General features: G+C 35.6%; 14 protein-coding genes. 10 read left to right on the top strand and 4 right to left on the bottom strand.

What is annotated here, in order from left to right; all coding sequences use genetic code 11:
• The first annotated feature begins 119 nt into the window (after positions 1 to 119).
• The 5 genes from BW983_RS11510 (at position 120) to BW983_RS11490 (ending at position 5,674) form a co-directional block, all read left to right on the top strand.
• Positions 120 to 2,165 (top strand): S9 family peptidase, encoded by a 2,046-nt coding sequence (locus tag BW983_RS11510; RefSeq protein WP_076552087.1) that lies wholly within the window; start codon positions 120 to 122, stop codon positions 2,163 to 2,165.
• A gap of 56 nt (positions 2,166 to 2,221) precedes the next feature.
• Positions 2,222 to 2,560, top strand: a complete 339-nt coding sequence (locus BW983_RS11505) for a hypothetical protein (protein ID WP_076552086.1) — start codon at positions 2,222 to 2,224, stop codon at positions 2,558 to 2,560.
• A gap of 556 nt (positions 2,561 to 3,116) precedes the next feature.
• A complete protein-coding gene (locus tag BW983_RS11500; protein ID WP_076552085.1) occupies positions 3,117 to 4,004 on the top strand; it encodes a hypothetical protein in 888 nt (295 codons plus the stop codon).
• Between the two features lies 1 nt (position 4,005).
• Positions 4,006 to 4,845 (top strand): hypothetical protein, encoded by an 840-nt coding sequence (locus tag BW983_RS11495; RefSeq protein ID WP_076552084.1) that lies wholly within the window; start codon positions 4,006 to 4,008, stop codon positions 4,843 to 4,845.
• A 1-nt stretch (position 4,846) separates the two neighbouring features.
• Positions 4,847 to 5,674 carry a hypothetical protein gene (locus tag BW983_RS11490; RefSeq protein ID WP_076552083.1) on the top strand — a complete coding sequence of 276 codons (828 nt, stop codon included), beginning with the start codon at positions 4,847 to 4,849 and terminating at the stop codon, positions 5,672 to 5,674.
• Between the two features lie 123 nt (positions 5,675 to 5,797).
• Here BW983_RS11490 and BW983_RS11485 read toward each other — a convergent pair whose 3' ends face one another.
• Positions 5,798 to 6,295 carry an SRPBCC family protein gene (locus BW983_RS11485; RefSeq protein WP_076552082.1) on the bottom strand — a complete coding sequence of 166 codons (498 nt, stop codon included), beginning with the start codon at positions 6,293 to 6,295 and terminating at the stop codon, positions 5,798 to 5,800.
• A 200-nt stretch (positions 6,296 to 6,495) separates the two neighbouring features.
• On the opposite strand from BW983_RS11485, the gene BW983_RS11480 reads away from it, so the two are divergent.
• From BW983_RS11480 to BW983_RS11460, 5 genes are all read left to right on the top strand, one after another.
• A complete protein-coding gene (locus tag BW983_RS11480; protein ID WP_076552081.1) occupies positions 6,496 to 8,034 on the top strand; it encodes a sensor histidine kinase in 1,539 nt (512 codons plus the stop codon).
• 152 nt (positions 8,035 to 8,186) lie between these two features.
• On the top strand, positions 8,187 to 8,873 hold the full coding sequence (locus BW983_RS11475) for a response regulator transcription factor (protein WP_002982671.1): 687 nt from the start codon (positions 8,187 to 8,189) through the stop codon (positions 8,871 to 8,873).
• 71 nt (positions 8,874 to 8,944) lie between these two features.
• Positions 8,945 to 9,589, top strand: a complete 645-nt coding sequence (locus tag BW983_RS11470) for a hypothetical protein (protein ID WP_076552080.1) — start codon at positions 8,945 to 8,947, stop codon at positions 9,587 to 9,589.
• A gap of 19 nt (positions 9,590 to 9,608) precedes the next feature.
• Positions 9,609 to 9,971, top strand: a complete 363-nt coding sequence (locus tag BW983_RS11465) for a hypothetical protein (protein WP_076552079.1) — start codon at positions 9,609 to 9,611, stop codon at positions 9,969 to 9,971.
• Positions 9,972 to 10,040: 69 nt separating this feature from the next.
• Entirely contained in the window at positions 10,041 to 12,746 is a 2,706-nt protein-coding gene (locus tag BW983_RS11460) for a TonB-dependent receptor domain-containing protein (protein WP_076552078.1), read from the top strand.
• 252 nt (positions 12,747 to 12,998) lie between these two features.
• Here the strand turns inward: BW983_RS11460 and BW983_RS11455 are convergent, their stop codons facing one another.
• The 3 genes from BW983_RS11455 to BW983_RS11445 are packed head-to-tail and all read right to left on the bottom strand — an operon-like array spanning position 12,999 to position 16,691.
• On the bottom strand, positions 12,999 to 13,496 hold the full coding sequence (locus tag BW983_RS11455) for a cupin domain-containing protein (protein ID WP_076552077.1): 498 nt from the start codon (positions 13,494 to 13,496) through the stop codon (positions 12,999 to 13,001).
• A 29-nt stretch (positions 13,497 to 13,525) separates the two neighbouring features.
• Positions 13,526 to 15,808, bottom strand: coding sequence for a GH92 family glycosyl hydrolase (locus BW983_RS11450; protein WP_076552076.1), 2,283 nt, complete (start codon positions 15,806 to 15,808; stop codon positions 13,526 to 13,528).
• Between the two features lie 16 nt (positions 15,809 to 15,824).
• Positions 15,825 to 16,691, bottom strand: coding sequence for an ROK family protein (locus tag BW983_RS11445; RefSeq protein WP_076552075.1), 867 nt, complete (start codon positions 16,689 to 16,691; stop codon positions 15,825 to 15,827).
• Between the last annotated feature and the right edge of the window lie 2 nt (positions 16,692 to 16,693).

Below are 16,693 nucleotides of genomic sequence, written 5' to 3'. Positions count from 1 at the left end.
CCAATATTAATGAAAAGGCTATCAAAAATTTGGTAGCCTTTCTTATATTTGAACAAGAATTAATATTGAATATGGCGTGTCTGAAAAATACACAGAACGCAAACAACTAAAAATATAGGATGAAAGCTCCACAAGCAAAAAAAATAGAAAAAATACTGGAAACTCATGGTGACAGAAGAACAGATCATTACTTCTGGCTCAATGAAAGGGAAAATCCCGAAGTCATCAAATATCTTGAGGAAGAAAATGCTTACGAAGAATTCATCATGAAAGATACGGAAGAGCTCCAGGAAGAGCTTTTCGAAGAGATGAAAGCACGCTACAAAAAGGATGATGAATCTCTACCTTATTTCTTCAACGGATATTGGTATATCGTACGTTATGAAGAAGGTAAAGAATATCCTATTTTCTGTAGAAGACATAAGAGTTTAGACAATTCTGAAGAGATTGTACTGGATGTTAATATTTTAGCAGAAGGTGAGGATTTTTTTGAAGTTGGAAGTGTGGCGGTAAGTCCGAATAATGAGTTAGCTTCATTTTCATCAGACAATGTGGGAAGAAGAATTTATACGTTAAATTTCAAAAACCTAAAAACAGGTGAGATCCTTGATGATAAAATTCTTAATACTACAGGAAAAGCAGTTTGGGCTAATGACAACAAGCATATTTTTTACATCAGAAAAGATAAAAGCCTTCGCGCATTCCAGGTGTATAGACATGAACTAGGTACCGATTCTTCCGAAGATATTCTGATTTTCCACGAAAAGGATGAAACCTTCGATGTAAATGTTTTTAAGACAAAATCTTTAAAATATATTTTCATAGCAAGCTCAAGTACAATTTCGGATGAACATCACTTCATTCCTTCTGACAATGTTTTTGCAGACTGGACGGTGATCCAGCCAAGAATTGATGATCTTGAATATTCAGTGGAACATTACGAAGATGAGTTCTATATCATCACAAATGCTGATGATGCTACGAATTTTAAAATCGTTAAAACAAAGATCAATAACTGTGGTATGGAAAACTGGGTGGATGTAATCCCTCACCGTGCTGAAGTTCTGTTAGAAGGTTTTGAAATTTTCAAAGATTATCTGGTTCTTGAAGAAAGAGAAAGAGGTTTACTTCAAATCAAAATTATTGACGAAAAAACACAGGAGTCTCATTATCTTCCTTTCTCTGATCCTACTTATACGACTTACATAGGAATCAATTTAGAGTTTGATACTGAAGTTTTACGCTATGGCTACACTTCTTTAACGCAGCCAAGCTCTACCTATGAGTATAACATGAAAGACAAAACAACCAAGCTATTGAAGCAACAGGAAGTTTTGGGTGGTAAATTCATTCCGGAAAATTATATTTCAGAAAGAATATGGGCAGATTCCAGAGATGGAGAAACGAAGATTCCTATTTCTTTGGTTTATCATAAAGACACGAAAAAGTCAGATGATACTCCTCTTCTTTTATATGGTTATGGAAGTTATGGACACACTGTGGATGCTAGTTTTTCCAATGTAAGGCTATCGATCCTTGACCGTGGATTTATTTATGCCATTGCTCATATCCGAGGTGGTGAATATCTGGGAAGAGAATGGTATGAAGATGGAAAAATGTTATTCAAGAAAAATACGTTCTTCGACTTTATCGATGCCGGAAAATATTTAATCAAAGAAAATTATACTTCATCTCAGCATCTTTATGCGATGGGGGGAAGTGCCGGAGGGCTTTTAGTAGGTGCCGTTGCTAACTACGAACCTCAATTATTTAACGGAATTGTAGCACAGGTACCTTTTGTGGATGTTGTTTCTACCATGCTGGATGATACAATCCCTTTAACAACCGGAGAGTATGATGAATGGGGAAATCCAAATGATGAAGAATATTATCACTATATGAAAGAATATTCTCCATACGACAATGTAGAAGCTAAAGACTATCCACATATGCTGATCACCACTGGATTCCATGATTCTCAGGTACAATACTGGGAACCGGCAAAATGGACGGCAAAACTTAGAGAATTAAAGACAAATGACAATATTCTAGTCTTTAAAACTGATATGAGTTCCGGGCATGGAGGTGCAAGTGGTAGATTTGAATCATTGAAGGAAGATGCATTGGAATATGCTTTTCTTCTGAAAATTGATAAAAAGAATTAAGAAAACAATAAATTTTAAAATATATCGTCATTATAAAAAGTGACAGATATCAACATATGAACGAATCAGAATATTGGAAAAAAATAGAACAGTTCTTTGAAGATAATTTCCAAACGGAAAAAAATCCTCCCATTGAAACGTTATTGTTTTTAATAGGATTACAGGAACTGGGAAGTGGGCAGCAGAAATATACAAAAGATGACAAAGTAAATCTCATCCATATTGCAGTATGCAGATTACTTGAACCGTTTGGATATTATAAATTTACACACTATGAAGACGGATGGCCTCAATTCGAAAAATTGGAAGAACTTCCTGAATTAAGACCGAATGAACAGGCATTGCTTATGAAAAAAGCGATTATTCAGTACTTTCAGGAGGAAGAATTGATCTAAAACCAAAAACGTTAATCTTTGAAAATTTGACAATGAAAACATGTCTTATTTATCAAAACCTTAACTAAAATACAGTTTCCCATACATACAATAGAGATAAGATTATACTTATCTCTATTTTTTTTAATACCACTACCTAAATAACGAAAAATATTTTTTAAAATATAAAAAATAATTAAAATTTTAAACCAATTCATTTACAACGTATTATCATTTTATTTCCTCAATATTCAAGGTAATCTATAGAATATTTCACAAATTGGTTGGTTGATACCACATTAGATTTGTATTTTAGACACTTACAGACCGCATTCTTTTGACCTGCTCCTATGGTCAATTTCCCTCAGAATACATTGGTCCATTTTTCAGGTTTACACATGATGTATAAGCTGAAAAAAACCACAAAACAAATGAAGAACCCAGTTCATATTATGATTATGAGCCGGGAAGGAAAAGAATTGAAAAAACATAAAAAAAACTAAAAACTGAAAAAACTATGCATTTCGATAAAAATTCTTCTGGATAAAACAGATTAAAATTTAAATAGAAATCAACCATGAAAAAAATTAACACTTCTTTGATGTTGCTCATTGTTAATTTGGCTTTTTCACAAGTAGGCATTTCGAAAAATCCTACTGTTGAAATTCACAACAAAGCCATTTTACAGATAGATGGTAAATATGAAGGAATGAATCTCGGCATGATGCTCCCTGAGGTATCCAAGCCGGATCATCTTCCATTATACAACCCATCTGCTGCCGATAGTGAGATGACAGGAATGATGATGTTCGAAAAAACCCATGCTACCTTCTACTCGTATGATGGAGCCAAATGGAACAACGAACCCACCGCCGCAGACTTCAAAATGAAACAGTCCAGATTTTTATCTACTGCCAATGAAGAAACAAGTGTAGTTTGTGTACTTCTTGGCTGTGGACGACATGTGGGGCTTAGTTTCGGTGCTCCTATAGACGGGCAGAAATCTTACAACAATCTTAACATTACAAGAGAAACCGTGGTAGTTCCTGGCGGTGGAGCCTACATTGACAAAAGTTATGACAATGCTAAATTCACCATCAATGAACCTGGTGTTTATGACATTTACTTAAATGTACCTTCAAAAACGGGAGGCGCCGTTTCGTTAACGAGTGGTCCGCAATATCAACTGAGAGCCTATCTTAAACAAAGTAACGGAACTCACAGTGAAGTAAAACTCACCACGTTCTTCCCTGACTATTATGGCGTCCTTGGAATTGGAGGCGATAATAATACTGCTGCATTCACAACGACCAGAATTCGTTTAAATGCCGGAGATTATATCGTTTCCAGGATACATTCCCCATTAGCAACAGTTTCTGTAGCAATTACCCTTACCGCTGCTACCAATAACAACATTGCCCAATACTATCCAAGAGAAATAATGTTTACCAAAGTAAGTGATTAAGATGACTAAGAAAACTATTACACTAAGTATATTTATGGTAGCCACCATAGGAAGCATGGCTTTTGCTCAGGTGAAAATCGGTAACAGACCTGAAACAGTACATCCCAGAGCGATGTTACAGGTAGAGAACAACACAAAAGGAATTATGCTACCCAATGTTGAGAAACACACCCAACTTCCTCATTATAATCCTTCACAACCAGATTTGTATGAAAATAAACCTGAAGATAATGGATTGATATTTTACAGCAAAGAAATAAAAGATGTTGTAAAGTACGATGGATACAGATGGATAGCTGCTACCGAAAAAAGTATAAAAAATTATAAAAATCTAAGCATCCTTGGATCAGGTTCCGCAGATGTAACTGTTGCCAATGTACTTGGAATCACAGGACGTCCTACGTTACAGTTTCAAATATTAAATGATTTTGAACGAAACAATGTCAACAATTTAGGATTAGCAGTCAATACAGATGGAGAGATTACAATTCCTTCGGACGGGTTCTACAGAATCAATCCTTCAGTAAAATCAAGCAATGCAGGAGGTCTTTCAGTAGGAAATGCCGCAACCATTATCTCACTTCAGGCTTTATATGTAAATGCCTCAGGAGATGGATGGCAAAAAATTCATGAAAACAGTTTTCTATTATATGGATTATTAGTCACAGCCGGAAGCTCCAACTCCATCAATAGTTTTTCTACCACAAAATTTCTTAAAGCAGGCGATAAAATCCGATTAAGAGGAGGAATACAGGCTGATACAGGATTAAATGTAGGAGCTGGGGTTACTTTTAAAATGAGTGATAAAGACACATTTTTATACATAGAAAAATTAAACTAAGATGATAAAAAAAATATACTTCACAGCATTTTTGCTCACAGCTAAGATAGCTTTTGCTCAAGTCATCATGGGTGACAGCAACAATCCAAGCACAAACTCTATATTCAGTGTGGTGAATAAAGAAGACAATGCTTCTAATTCTAAAGGAATGATGATTCCCACAGTAAACAACGAAACAGAACTACCCTTGTATAATGCCAGCCAGCCGGATCATTTCAATGACGACTCTACCATGCAGGGAATGATATTCTATCAAAAAGACATTAAAAGAGCCGTTGTATATGATGGTGAAAAATGGAAACCTACCTTCTATGAAAGTGGCGGAAGAACGACAAGAGCCAGCATGAATCCTGCAACAGCAGAAAATGATTTTCCATCAGTAACCTGTGTCCTTATCGGGTGTGGTGAAAAGGATGTTCCTTTCGGTTTTTATAACAGTTCTTTAGACTCAGATAAACTGGGAATTATTAATCCTCAGGGAGCAGTAAATAGTAACTTTAATAATTTCACCTTCAAAGAATCCGGATTTTACAAAGTTCTTATCAGCTTAAAAGTAAAAAGCTCAGGAATACACGTAAGCCCGCCAGTGATCTCTTTCAGAGCATTAAAAAACGGAAATGTACTGGCAAGAAATGACGTTTCTCTGAACGAAGCAATTTTAATTACAGCCGGAGCTAACAGAGTCGGAACCATGGAGTTTTTGGCAATGTTTGATAAAGGCGATCAACTTAAAGTACAGGTATCCGGAGGTGTTTCTATCCTTACCGTAGCTGATAATTACAAAATTGTTCCTACAGATGGAACATTCATCAGTATAGAAAAGCTCTAGTTTCGGTAAAAACGAAGCAATAAAAATAAAAACAGAGTATTCCACTGGAGTGCTCTGTTCTTATAATGATACAAAATTAATTTCGTCATTGTTTTCTTCTTCCTCTTTAACGGTTCAAAATCATTATTTCTTCAAATTCTCCAAAATTTCTTCTAATTGATTAAGCCCCATTTTGAAACCTTCTTCAAATCCCATATCCAGCATTTTTTTCATGATTTCCTGTGATTGATAATGAATATTCACGGTTACTTTCGTTCCTTCTTCCACTCCTGTAAATCCAAATAGCCAATTGGAACTTGGAAAATCTTTATTAATATTTCCATTTTCATCACAGAAAGAGCTCATCCAGTCAAAACTTCTGTGCTCCATGATTTCTCCGTACTTGGATTGGGAATAAGATTTTTCACCATTGGGACCTACCATAGCATAATGCCATACACCTCCTTCTGTAAAATCCTGTTTTACGGTCTCACATTTCCAAGGTCTTGGTCCCCACCACTGATCCAATAATCCGGATTGGGTAAAATAGCTCCATACTGTTGAAACATCAGCTTTGTAAATTTTCATTACATACACACTGTCAGAGTCAAAATCTTTGTTGAAAACGATATTAGATTCCATAAGTAATTATTTTTAATAAAGTTACCGTTTTATTTACTGAAAGGACTTTTCATATGACAAGTAATTATTAATTCATAAATAATTGTTAAAAAAGACTCTTTTAAGAAAAAAAACATAATTTTTTGGCTCGTTTTTTGTTTATGTAATCTTAAAACAATTAATTTTAACATTCATTTTTTCAAAACATATATAATTAAATAATGAATAATAAATTCATCCCAATAATTTCGGTGTTTATGACGATCTCACTGATTGTCTTCGTTACGCTCCAATTTTATTGGCTGAAAGGGTATTACGGTGTACTGGAACAGGATTTTTCAAATAAAGTTTACTCTGTTTTAGAAAACACCTCTAAAACCGTCGAGGAAATTGAAGCTGATAAATACCTTACCAAAGACAACAGAAGTACTATTCTTGCCAACAGCAAAAACCCTTCACTTACAACGATTCAGCAGGTAGAAGATTCCGGTACTCAAAGACAAATCATCTATTCCAAGAATATTATTTCCAATGCACAGCTTCCCATCTCTAAAAAAGGTGACTCTGTAAAACTTACAACTTTATACACCGATGAAGCAGCATACAAAATAAAAAGAGACACTACCAGTCGTGAAATTCTTACTTCAGATATCAATCAGGATATTGAAACCGGAGATTATGCAGTAAAAGAATTCGTAAAAGTATACGGAAATAATCTTCCTATTGCTCAAAGAGTAAATCCCGCTACCCTTGACTCAGTTATTGCAAAAGAGCTTAAGATCAGAGGAATTACGGCAAAATTCGGGTATGGAATCGTTGATAAAGACAATAAACTTACCAGTATAGCCAATAAAGCATATAAAGAAAAAAAGGACAGCAACACTTACAGTTATCCCCTTTTTACGGATAAAAAGTACAACACTTTATACAGCCTTGCTTTGGTTTTCCCTAAAAAAGAATACTCTTTGGCAATGAACAACTGGCCAATGCTGTTGGGAACTTTCCTTTCCTTATTAACGATTTTAGGAATTTATATTATTTCTATCAACTATATGATGAGGCAGAAAAAACTTGCTGAAGTAAAGACAGATTTCATTAATAATATGTCTCATGAGTTTAAAACTCCTTTGGCAACCATTTCTGTAGCAACAGATTCACTAGCGAACGATAAGATTGCAACCAATCCTGATAAGGTAAAATATTATTCAGAATTAATCAAACAGGAAAACCTGAGGATGAAAAAACAGGTAGAAAATGTACTGAATATGTCTAAGCTGGAAAGAAATGAAGTGGAATTATTCCTGAAAGAAACCAATGTAAGAGAATTGATCAAGAGAACTACAGAGTCTTTCAACCTGATTGTACAGCAAAGAAATGGTTCGCTTACCCAAGAATTCAATGCAACTCATTATAATTTTAAAATAGATGAGTTCCACATTTCGAATATGCTGGTCAACCTTTTGGATAACGCGAACAAATACTCTCCTGAATCACCGGAAATTCATGTGGAAACAAGAAATGAAGGACATTGGTATGTGATTGAAATTTCTGATAAAGGAATGGGAATGGAAACCCAGAACAAAACGAAGATCTTTGAAAAATTCTTCAGAGAAGAAACCGGGAATATTCACAATGTAAAAGGACAGGGATTAGGTCTTTCCTATGTTAAAAAAATTGTAGAACTGCACAAAGGGCAGATTATTGTAGACTCCAACAAAGGAAAAGGAAGTACGTTTACAATCAAACTTCCAATGAGCTAAAAACATAAGTAATAAGTGATGAGTAATAAATAATATAAAATGTAAATATTATTTACCCTCATTCATTATAAATAAGAAACCAAATAACAAAATATAAGAAGAGAGAGTGAGTGAGTTCATTCTTAATTGTTAATTATTAATTAGTAAAAGTTATGAGCAACAGAATATTATTAGTAGAGGACGATCAGAGTTTCGGAGCGGTGCTTAAAGATTATTTAACAATCAATAATTTTGAAGTTACCCTTGCAACTGACGGAGAACAGGGACTTAAAGAATTTACAGAAAATGAATTCGACATCTGTATATTTGATGTAATGATGCCTAAGAAGGATGGATTTTCATTAGCTGAAGACGTAAAAAAAATTGATAAAAATACACCCATCATATTCCTTACAGCAAGAAATATGAGAGAAGACATCCTGAAGGGATATCAGTTGGGAGCTGACGATTATATCACCAAGCCATTTGACACTGAACTTCTTTTATATAAAATCAAAGCTATTCTTCAGAGAAGCTCTACACTTGAAAATGAAGAACAGGAACAGTTTAAGATCAGCAATATTTTCTTTGATTCTATGCTGAGACAATTGAAAGTAGGTGATAAAGAATATAAGCTTTCCCCAAAAGAAAACGAATTATTGAAACTTCTTTGCATTCACAGAAACGATTTCATGCCAAGAGATCTTGCTTTAAGAAAGATCTGGAAGAAAGAAAATTACTTTACTGCAAGAAGTATGGACGTTTATATTGCTAAGCTTCGTAAATTATTAAAAGATGATGAAGGATTGGAAATTATCAACGTTCACGGAGAAGGATTCAGACTTCTTGTGAAAAATTAATCTAAAATCATATTATAAATATAAAATTAGCAAAACAATTGAAAATGTTTTGCTAATTTTGTTTCATACCAATGGATATGAAGAATACATTTATAGGTTTGATCACCGTATCATTATTAGCAGTCTCTTGTAAAAAGGATGAAAGAGCAACTTATTTAAAAGAAGAAGCAGGTTCTCAGCAACCCTCAGTAGCAATAAACAACACTTCTAAAACATCATTGATGGATCAGGCAGGAATTAAATCCAACCCAGCTCCAGCACCTATGGCAACCGCTCCTGGAATGAATCCTCCGCACGGACAGCCTGGACACCGTTGTGATATTCCTGTGGGACAACCTTTAAACAGCCAACCTGCAGCTACTCCTTCTCCACAAAATGTCAGCACTGGAAATAAGAATGTTATTCAGGTAGACCCTAATACTGTACCGGCAAATCTTGTGGCTGCAAATAATGCCAGACTGGCTAAAACTGCTCCAGGAATGAATCCTCCTCACGGACAACCAGGACACCGTTGTGACATCCCTGTAGGACAGCCATTAAACAGCAAAGCCGCTCCAACATCTGCTCCGGCTCAAAATATCGTACAGACAACCCCGGCTCCTACTCCTGCCCCGGCAACTCAGAATATTGCAAAGGGTGAAAAACCAAAATTAAACCCTGCACATGGAGAACCTTGGCACAACTGTTCCCTAAAAGTTGGTGATCCATTGCTATAAATTTTGTAATTTTGCAGTTATGAAGCTGTTTCACATACTTGCAATAGTATTTTGTCTGGGAATTTTTTTAGTTCCCAAGGATAGCTTCTATACTCAATCCATGCAGGATACATGCTGTAAAGCAAAATCTGAAAAGAGTGACTGCTGTAAAAATCATTCTTCAAAAAAAGACGGCAAAGATGATTCTAAACAATCATCTTGTAATGATGACTGCTGTTCTTCATGTGTTATCTGCTACACTTTTATTGAAACTCCGTTTTCAAAAAATCTAAGACTGGAACTTTCTTATTACAAAACGAATAAGAATCCACAGTTTCAATACTCAGCTCCGCATCTTTCGGACCGTTTAAAGGAAATCTGGCAACCGCCTAAAATAGGTTAATTAAAGCTTTGTGAGTTCATTATACCATGTAATGAACCGTTTTTTAATTAATCTAAACTTTTAAACAAAATGAAATTATATATTTCCAGGTTTATACTTGGTGCGTTATTCTTATTTACACAATTTATATCGGCTCAAAATCTTTCCAAAAACCAATTCAAGGTAAAAGGAAACTGTGAAATGTGCAAAACCCGAATTGAAGGAGCTGCAAAAAAAGCAGGGGCAAAAACTGCTGTTTACTCTATTGATCTTCAAACACTGACCATAGAAACAGATAAAGTTTCTACAGATGACATTCTGAAAAAAGTGGCAGAAGCAGGGCATGACAATGAAAAATTCAAAGCTTCTGATGATGTTTACAAAAGCCTTCCGGGATGTTGTTTATATGACAGAGATCTACAACCTGAGCAAGCAGAATCTCACCATGAACATCATGCCAATACTGCTGCTCCAGCTAAAAAAAATAATGAGTTTTATGTAAGAGGAAACTGTGCTTCATGTAAAGCAAGAATTGAAAAAGCAGCCAAAAATGCAGGCGCAGATCTAGCTGAATGGAATGCAGAGAAACAAACCGTTATCCTAAACTTCGATCCTTCAAAAACCTCATCAGATAAGATTTTAAAGTCAATTTCTGATGCAGGACACGATAATGAAAAATATAAGGCTGCCGATGATGTTTATAAGGGGTTGCCGGGATGTTGTTTGTACGATAGGGATTTTGCTTTTGGGGAAGCTAATCCAAAGGTTCATTATGAAGAAGAAACAAAACATGATGAACATAAAGAACATCAGGCACAATCTGATAATGAGTCTCACAGCAAGCATGAGAAAAACATTGAAGGTGTTGTGGTAACCGGTTCTAAAGCTGCCACTTCTGTAAGTAAAAAAGAAACAGGGCTTGTTTTTAATATTGATAAAAAGGAGCTACTAAAAGCTGCATGTTGTAATCTATCTGAAAGTTTTGAAACGAACGCAACAGTAGATGTGTCTTTCAGTAATGCGGTAACGGGTACAAAACAGCTGAAAATGCTTGGTTTGGATCAGAAATACACCAGTTTGACAAAGGAACAATTGCCTGAGATCAGAGGACTGGCCTCTGCGTATGGTTTAAATTTCATTCCCGGAAGATGGATTGAAAGTATTCAGCTAACGAAAGGAGGAAGTACTGTAACAAATGGCTATGAGAGTATCACAGGACAAATCAATACAGAGCTTCTGAAAAATGCAAAAACTCCGGAAACGTCATTGAACCTTTTCTCAGATTTTAACGGAAGAGCGGAAATCAATATTACTAATGTGTCTCCTATCAATGATAAATGGTCACAGACTTTTTTACTTCACGGAAACGGAACATTCGGGAATACAGATATGAATGATGATGGTTTCCTTGACAGACCAAAGGGAACTCAGATCAACGCAGCTTATTTATTAAATTATAATGATCTTGAAAAGTCAGGATTCGGGTCTCACTTTGGAATCAATTTTATCAGAGATGAAAGAACTGCAGGACAGATTGGCTTTGATAAAAAACTGGCTCAGGATAAGCAACCTGCCTATGGAGTAGGTATTGATATTTCAAGATTTCAGGTTTGGAATAAAACAGGATATGTCTTTAAAGGAAAACCTTACCAAAGTATCGGCTGGATGAACCAGTACGTGTATCATCAACAAGACAGTTTTTTTGGTTTGAGAAACTATGCAGGAAAACAGCATACGTATTATTCCAATTTAATATTTGAGAGTATTCTAGGAAATACCAACCATAAGTATAAAGCTGGTGCAAGTTTCTTATATGATGGCTATGAAGAGAATTATCTGATTGATAATATGAAGAGAAACGAAATTGTTCCGGGAATTTTTGCTGAATATACTTTAACAGGTTTAAAATATACTTTAGTGGCTGGAACAAGGGTTGATTTTCATAATCTAGCGGGTACTCAGTTTACACCAAGGGTGAATTTCAAGTATGATTTCACGCCACAGACTATTTTAAGACTTTCTGCGGGAAGAGGATTCAGAACGGCGAATGTATTTGCGGAAAACCAACAGTATTTTGCATCAAACAGAGCAATCAACATCTTACCAAACGGAGGAAATATCTATGGATTAAAGCCAGAAATCGCATGGAACTATGGAGCGAGTTTACAACAGGAGTTTAAGCTTTTCGGAAGAAAATCCAGTATCATTGCAGATTTTTTCAGAACGGATTTCCAGGATCAGGTATTGGTAGATTTGGATAGATCTCCTCAGCAGCTGACGTTTTATAACCTTGATGGAAAATCATTTGCCAATTCATTCCAGACTCAGTGGGATTTCACTCCATTCAAAAATTTTGATGTAAGGCTTGCTTATAAATATTATGATGTGCAGGCTGATTATATTGATGGAAGAAGAGAGGTTCCGTTTATGGCAAAACACAGAGGATTTGTTAATCTGGCATATTCTACCAATAAAAATGATAAGGGTGGATTCTGGAGTTTTGATACGACTTTAAACTGGGTTGGAAAGCAAAGACTTCCTGATATGGCTGGGAATCCTGCAGAGTTTCAATTACCTGTTTATTCCAACTCTTACGCTGTATTGAATGCGCAGATTTCAAAAAACTTCAACAAGAAGCTTAGAGCTTATTTGGGAGGAGAAAACCTTACTTCTTATTATCAGAAAAATGCGATTATAGACTTCAAAAATCCTTTCGGAAATTATTTTGATGGCGGAATGGTATATGCTCCTATTATGAAAGCGAATTTCTATGTAGGATTGGATGTTACGTTCTAAAAGAAGGAAAAGTGAGGCTGGAGGTATTCTTTGCCGACAGACTGCTTTAGCTACGATACATTAATATAAATAAAACGTTATAGGTTTTTGAAACCTATAACGTTTATTTTTTTATCTGCTCACTTCAGTTTGAACAATTAGATTATTTCCCAAAATGACCTTTCATAAAACCTCCAATAACTTCCCTCTTCCCGCGCCCCGCTTCCTTACCAAAATAAAAAAGCAGCATCAGAATTGATGCTGCTTTTTATTTTATCTTCCAAAGTCATCCTGTACTCTTACGATATCATCTTCATCTGAAGGATTGGATGCATCTGTATGCTGCCAGATCTCTGCTACAATTCCCCAGCCTGATAAACCAATAAGCCTGTGTCTTTCGCCTTGCTGAAGTTTGATCTGATCTTTCGGTTTGTATTCTGCAAGTTCACCTTCTTCATCGGTATTACTTCTTTTGATTCCTACAGTTCCTTCTACTACCTGCCAAATCTCTGCTCTTCTGTGGTGATATTGCCAGCTTAATCTAGCTTCGGGAGCTACAATAAGAATTTTTGGACTTAACTTTCCTCCTATTCTAAGATTCTCTACATCTATTCCATCAAAATACTGATTGGCAAAATCCTGTGCCTGTATTTCATCAATTACGAAAAAACCACCCCATGGTCTTGTATCATCTTTTGCTGCAATGGTAAAACCTTGTGCCTGCAGCATGCCTTCTACTCTATCGAATATTTCTTTTTTTTCTGTACTCATACAGTTATATGGTATTTCTAATTTAATATTTATTTTCTTGATTCTTCTTTTGACATTGAATACGGGAAGTCTTTCTCCTGTGATCCTCTCTCTTTATTTGGCTTACTATCCATTTTAAAATCCAGAACAGCACCTTTGATCAGTTCCTGATGACTTAACCAATTTTTGGAATAAGGCTGTTTATTTACATTCAATGATTTTACGTATAAATTATCTGTGTTGTTTTCCGGTGCTTTCACTTCAATTTTCTTTCCGTTTTCCAAATGAATGGTAGCTTCTTTAAATAATGGTGCTCCCAATACATATTGATCTGTTGCTGGTGTTACCGGGTAAAAACCTAAAGCTGAGAAAATATACCACGCAGAGGTCTGCCCATTATCTTCATCACCACAATATCCATCAGGTGTCGGCTGATATAATTTGTTCATCACCTGTCTTGCCCAATATTGTGTTTTATAAGGAGCTCCGGCATAATTATACAAATAAATCATATGCTGAATAGGCTGATTTCCATGAGCATATTGTCCCATATTCATGATTTGCATTTCTCTGATCTCGTGGATTACCCCACCATAATAACTGTCATCAAAAACAGGTGGCAGTGAAAACACCTCATCTAGTTTAGCCTCAAATTTCTTTTTACCTCCCATCAGCTCAGCAAGACCATCCACGTCCTGGAAAACCGACCATGTATAATGCCAGCTGTTCCCTTCTGTAAAAGCATCTCCCCACTTAAATGGATTAAAAGGCTTTTGAAAATTACCATCTTTATTTTTACCACGCATTAAACCTGTTTCTTTATCAAACAGATTTTTGTAATTATACGCTCTTTTTTTATAAATATCAATTTCTGACGCAGGTTTTCCTAATGCTTTTCCTAATTTATAAATAGCAAAATCATCATAAGCATATTCTAATGTTCTGGCTGCATTTTCATTAATCTTCACATCGTAAGGAACATAACCTAGTTTATTGTAATATTCTACTCCTGCGCGCCCTACTGCTTCTATTGGTCCTTCATTATCAGCTCCATGTTTTACTGCCTGCCAAAGGGTTTCTATATCGTAACCACGAAGTCCTTTAATATAAGCATCCGCAACTACTGATGCTGAATTGTTCCCAATCATGATATCAGAATATCCAGGGCTGCTCCATTCCGGTAAAAACCCTCCTTCTTTGTAAGCATTCACTAGTCCCTCCTGCATTTCAGTATTAATACTTGGATAAACAAGGTTTAGGAAAGGGTATAATGCACGGAAAGTATCCCAAAATCCTGTTCCTGCAAACATTTTTCCGTCCAGAATTTTCCCATTGTATGGGCTCCAATGTTTTACTTTGTTCTGAGCATCAATTTCGTATAGTTTTTGCGGAAAGAATAAGGTTCTGTATAACGATGAGTAAAAAGTTCTCATCTGTTGATCTGTTCCTCCTTTTACTTCTATTTTTCCTAAAGTTTTATTCCAGATATTTTTAGCATCTGTCTTTACCTGTTCAAAATTTCTGTTTCCAATCTCTCTTTTAAGATTCAGTTCTGCCTGCTCAAAGCTAATGAAGGAAGATGCTACTTTAGCATACACCGATTCTTTATCTTTTAGTTTAAAACCTACTACCGCTCCTGCGTGATCACTTGTAATTTCCAGCTGATCATTGACAAATTTATCATCTTTCCATGCTCTTGTCAGTTCAAAGTCTTTATCAAACTGGATAACAAAGTAGTTTTTAAAGTTGTCATATTTCCCTGTAGAATATCTGGTAGTGTATCCTAAAATTTTTCTTTCTTTAGGAAGAATCTTAACGTATGAACCCTTGTTTAAAGCATCAATTACTACGTAAGCACTGTCTGTTTTTGGAAAATCGAATTTAAAAAAGGATGCTCTTTCAGTAGGAGTAAACTCAGTAGTCACATTAATGTCTGCCAGATATACGCTATAGAAATAGGGAGTTGAAACCTCAGCTTTATGACTGAACCAGCTTGCCCTGTCATCTTCTTTAAATTTAACTTTACCTACTCCCGGCATGATAGAAAATGCACCATAATCATTCATCCATGGAGAAGGCTGATGGGTTTGTTTGAATCCTTTAATCTTGTCTGCATCATAAGTATAAGCCCATCCGTCACCCATTTTTCCGGTTTGGGGCGTCCAGATATTCATTCCCCATGGCAATCCTACTGCGGGATAAGTGTTTCCGGTAGATAAGGAAGGTTTTGACTGGGTTCCCATCAATGGATTTACATAGTCTACAGGGGATAGGTTTTGCCCGAAAGCCAAAGCCTGTACCAGTAGAAAGAAAGTAGAAAATATTGACTTCATTATATCGTTTCGTTGATTAGTTTATTGTTACTTTTTTCGAAGCATAACTTGCCGCCCCTAAAATAGCAGCATCTTCAAAAATAGCAGAAATTTTTACGTCTAGATTAATATTATTCTTTTTTAAATTCTGAATAAACCTTTCTTCAAAGTAAGGATAGGCTTTTGCTATATTTCCTCCTAAAACTAAGGCTTGAGGAGTGTAATGAGCTACATATTTTATGATAAATTCCGAAAGGGAATCGGCATATTCATTAAATATCTGATCCTGAATCTCTTTTGGCTTATCCAATAAGTCTTTGGTTCCTGAAATTTGCTCACCGGTGAGTTCTTCATAGCGATTAACAAACCAACGCGTTGCCAGATAATCTTCTGATATTGAATTTTTAAATGCGGTATCCCACAAGTCTTCATCGGTAGCTGTTTCTCCGTTGTAAAAAGTAGTTCCCAAGCCTGTCCCTAGTGTGATCCCAAAAACTCTTTTGAAATCCTGAACACATCCTCCGAATACTTCTCCTTCCATAAATGCAGCAGCATCATTTACAAAATGAATCTGGTTCTGATCAACAGATAGCCTTTTTGCCAATTCTTCTTTAATATTAACCTGATAAATATCGATGAATTTTCCTTGCTGCATCAAAGATATTCCGTTTTTATAATCGAACGGTCCAGGCATTGCAATTCCAATTAAAAGGTCATCTTTTGAAAGATCGTGAGCGGCTTTTTCAATGGCTGAAACCCATGCAGAGAAAATAATTTCTTTATTATCAAATGAATTGACATGTTCTCTTACGTAGGTTGAAGTAATAATTTCTCGTTTTTCAGCATTTATCTGTGCCAGCGTAATGTGTGATCCGCCAATATCAATTCCTAATATATTCTGCATTG

Source organism: Chryseobacterium ureilyticum (genome assembly GCF_900156735.1).
In the GTDB taxonomy this organism is placed as follows: domain Bacteria; phylum Bacteroidota; class Bacteroidia; order Flavobacteriales; family Weeksellaceae; genus Chryseobacterium; species Chryseobacterium ureilyticum.
This window is presented reverse-complemented; position numbering and strand designations above follow the sequence as displayed.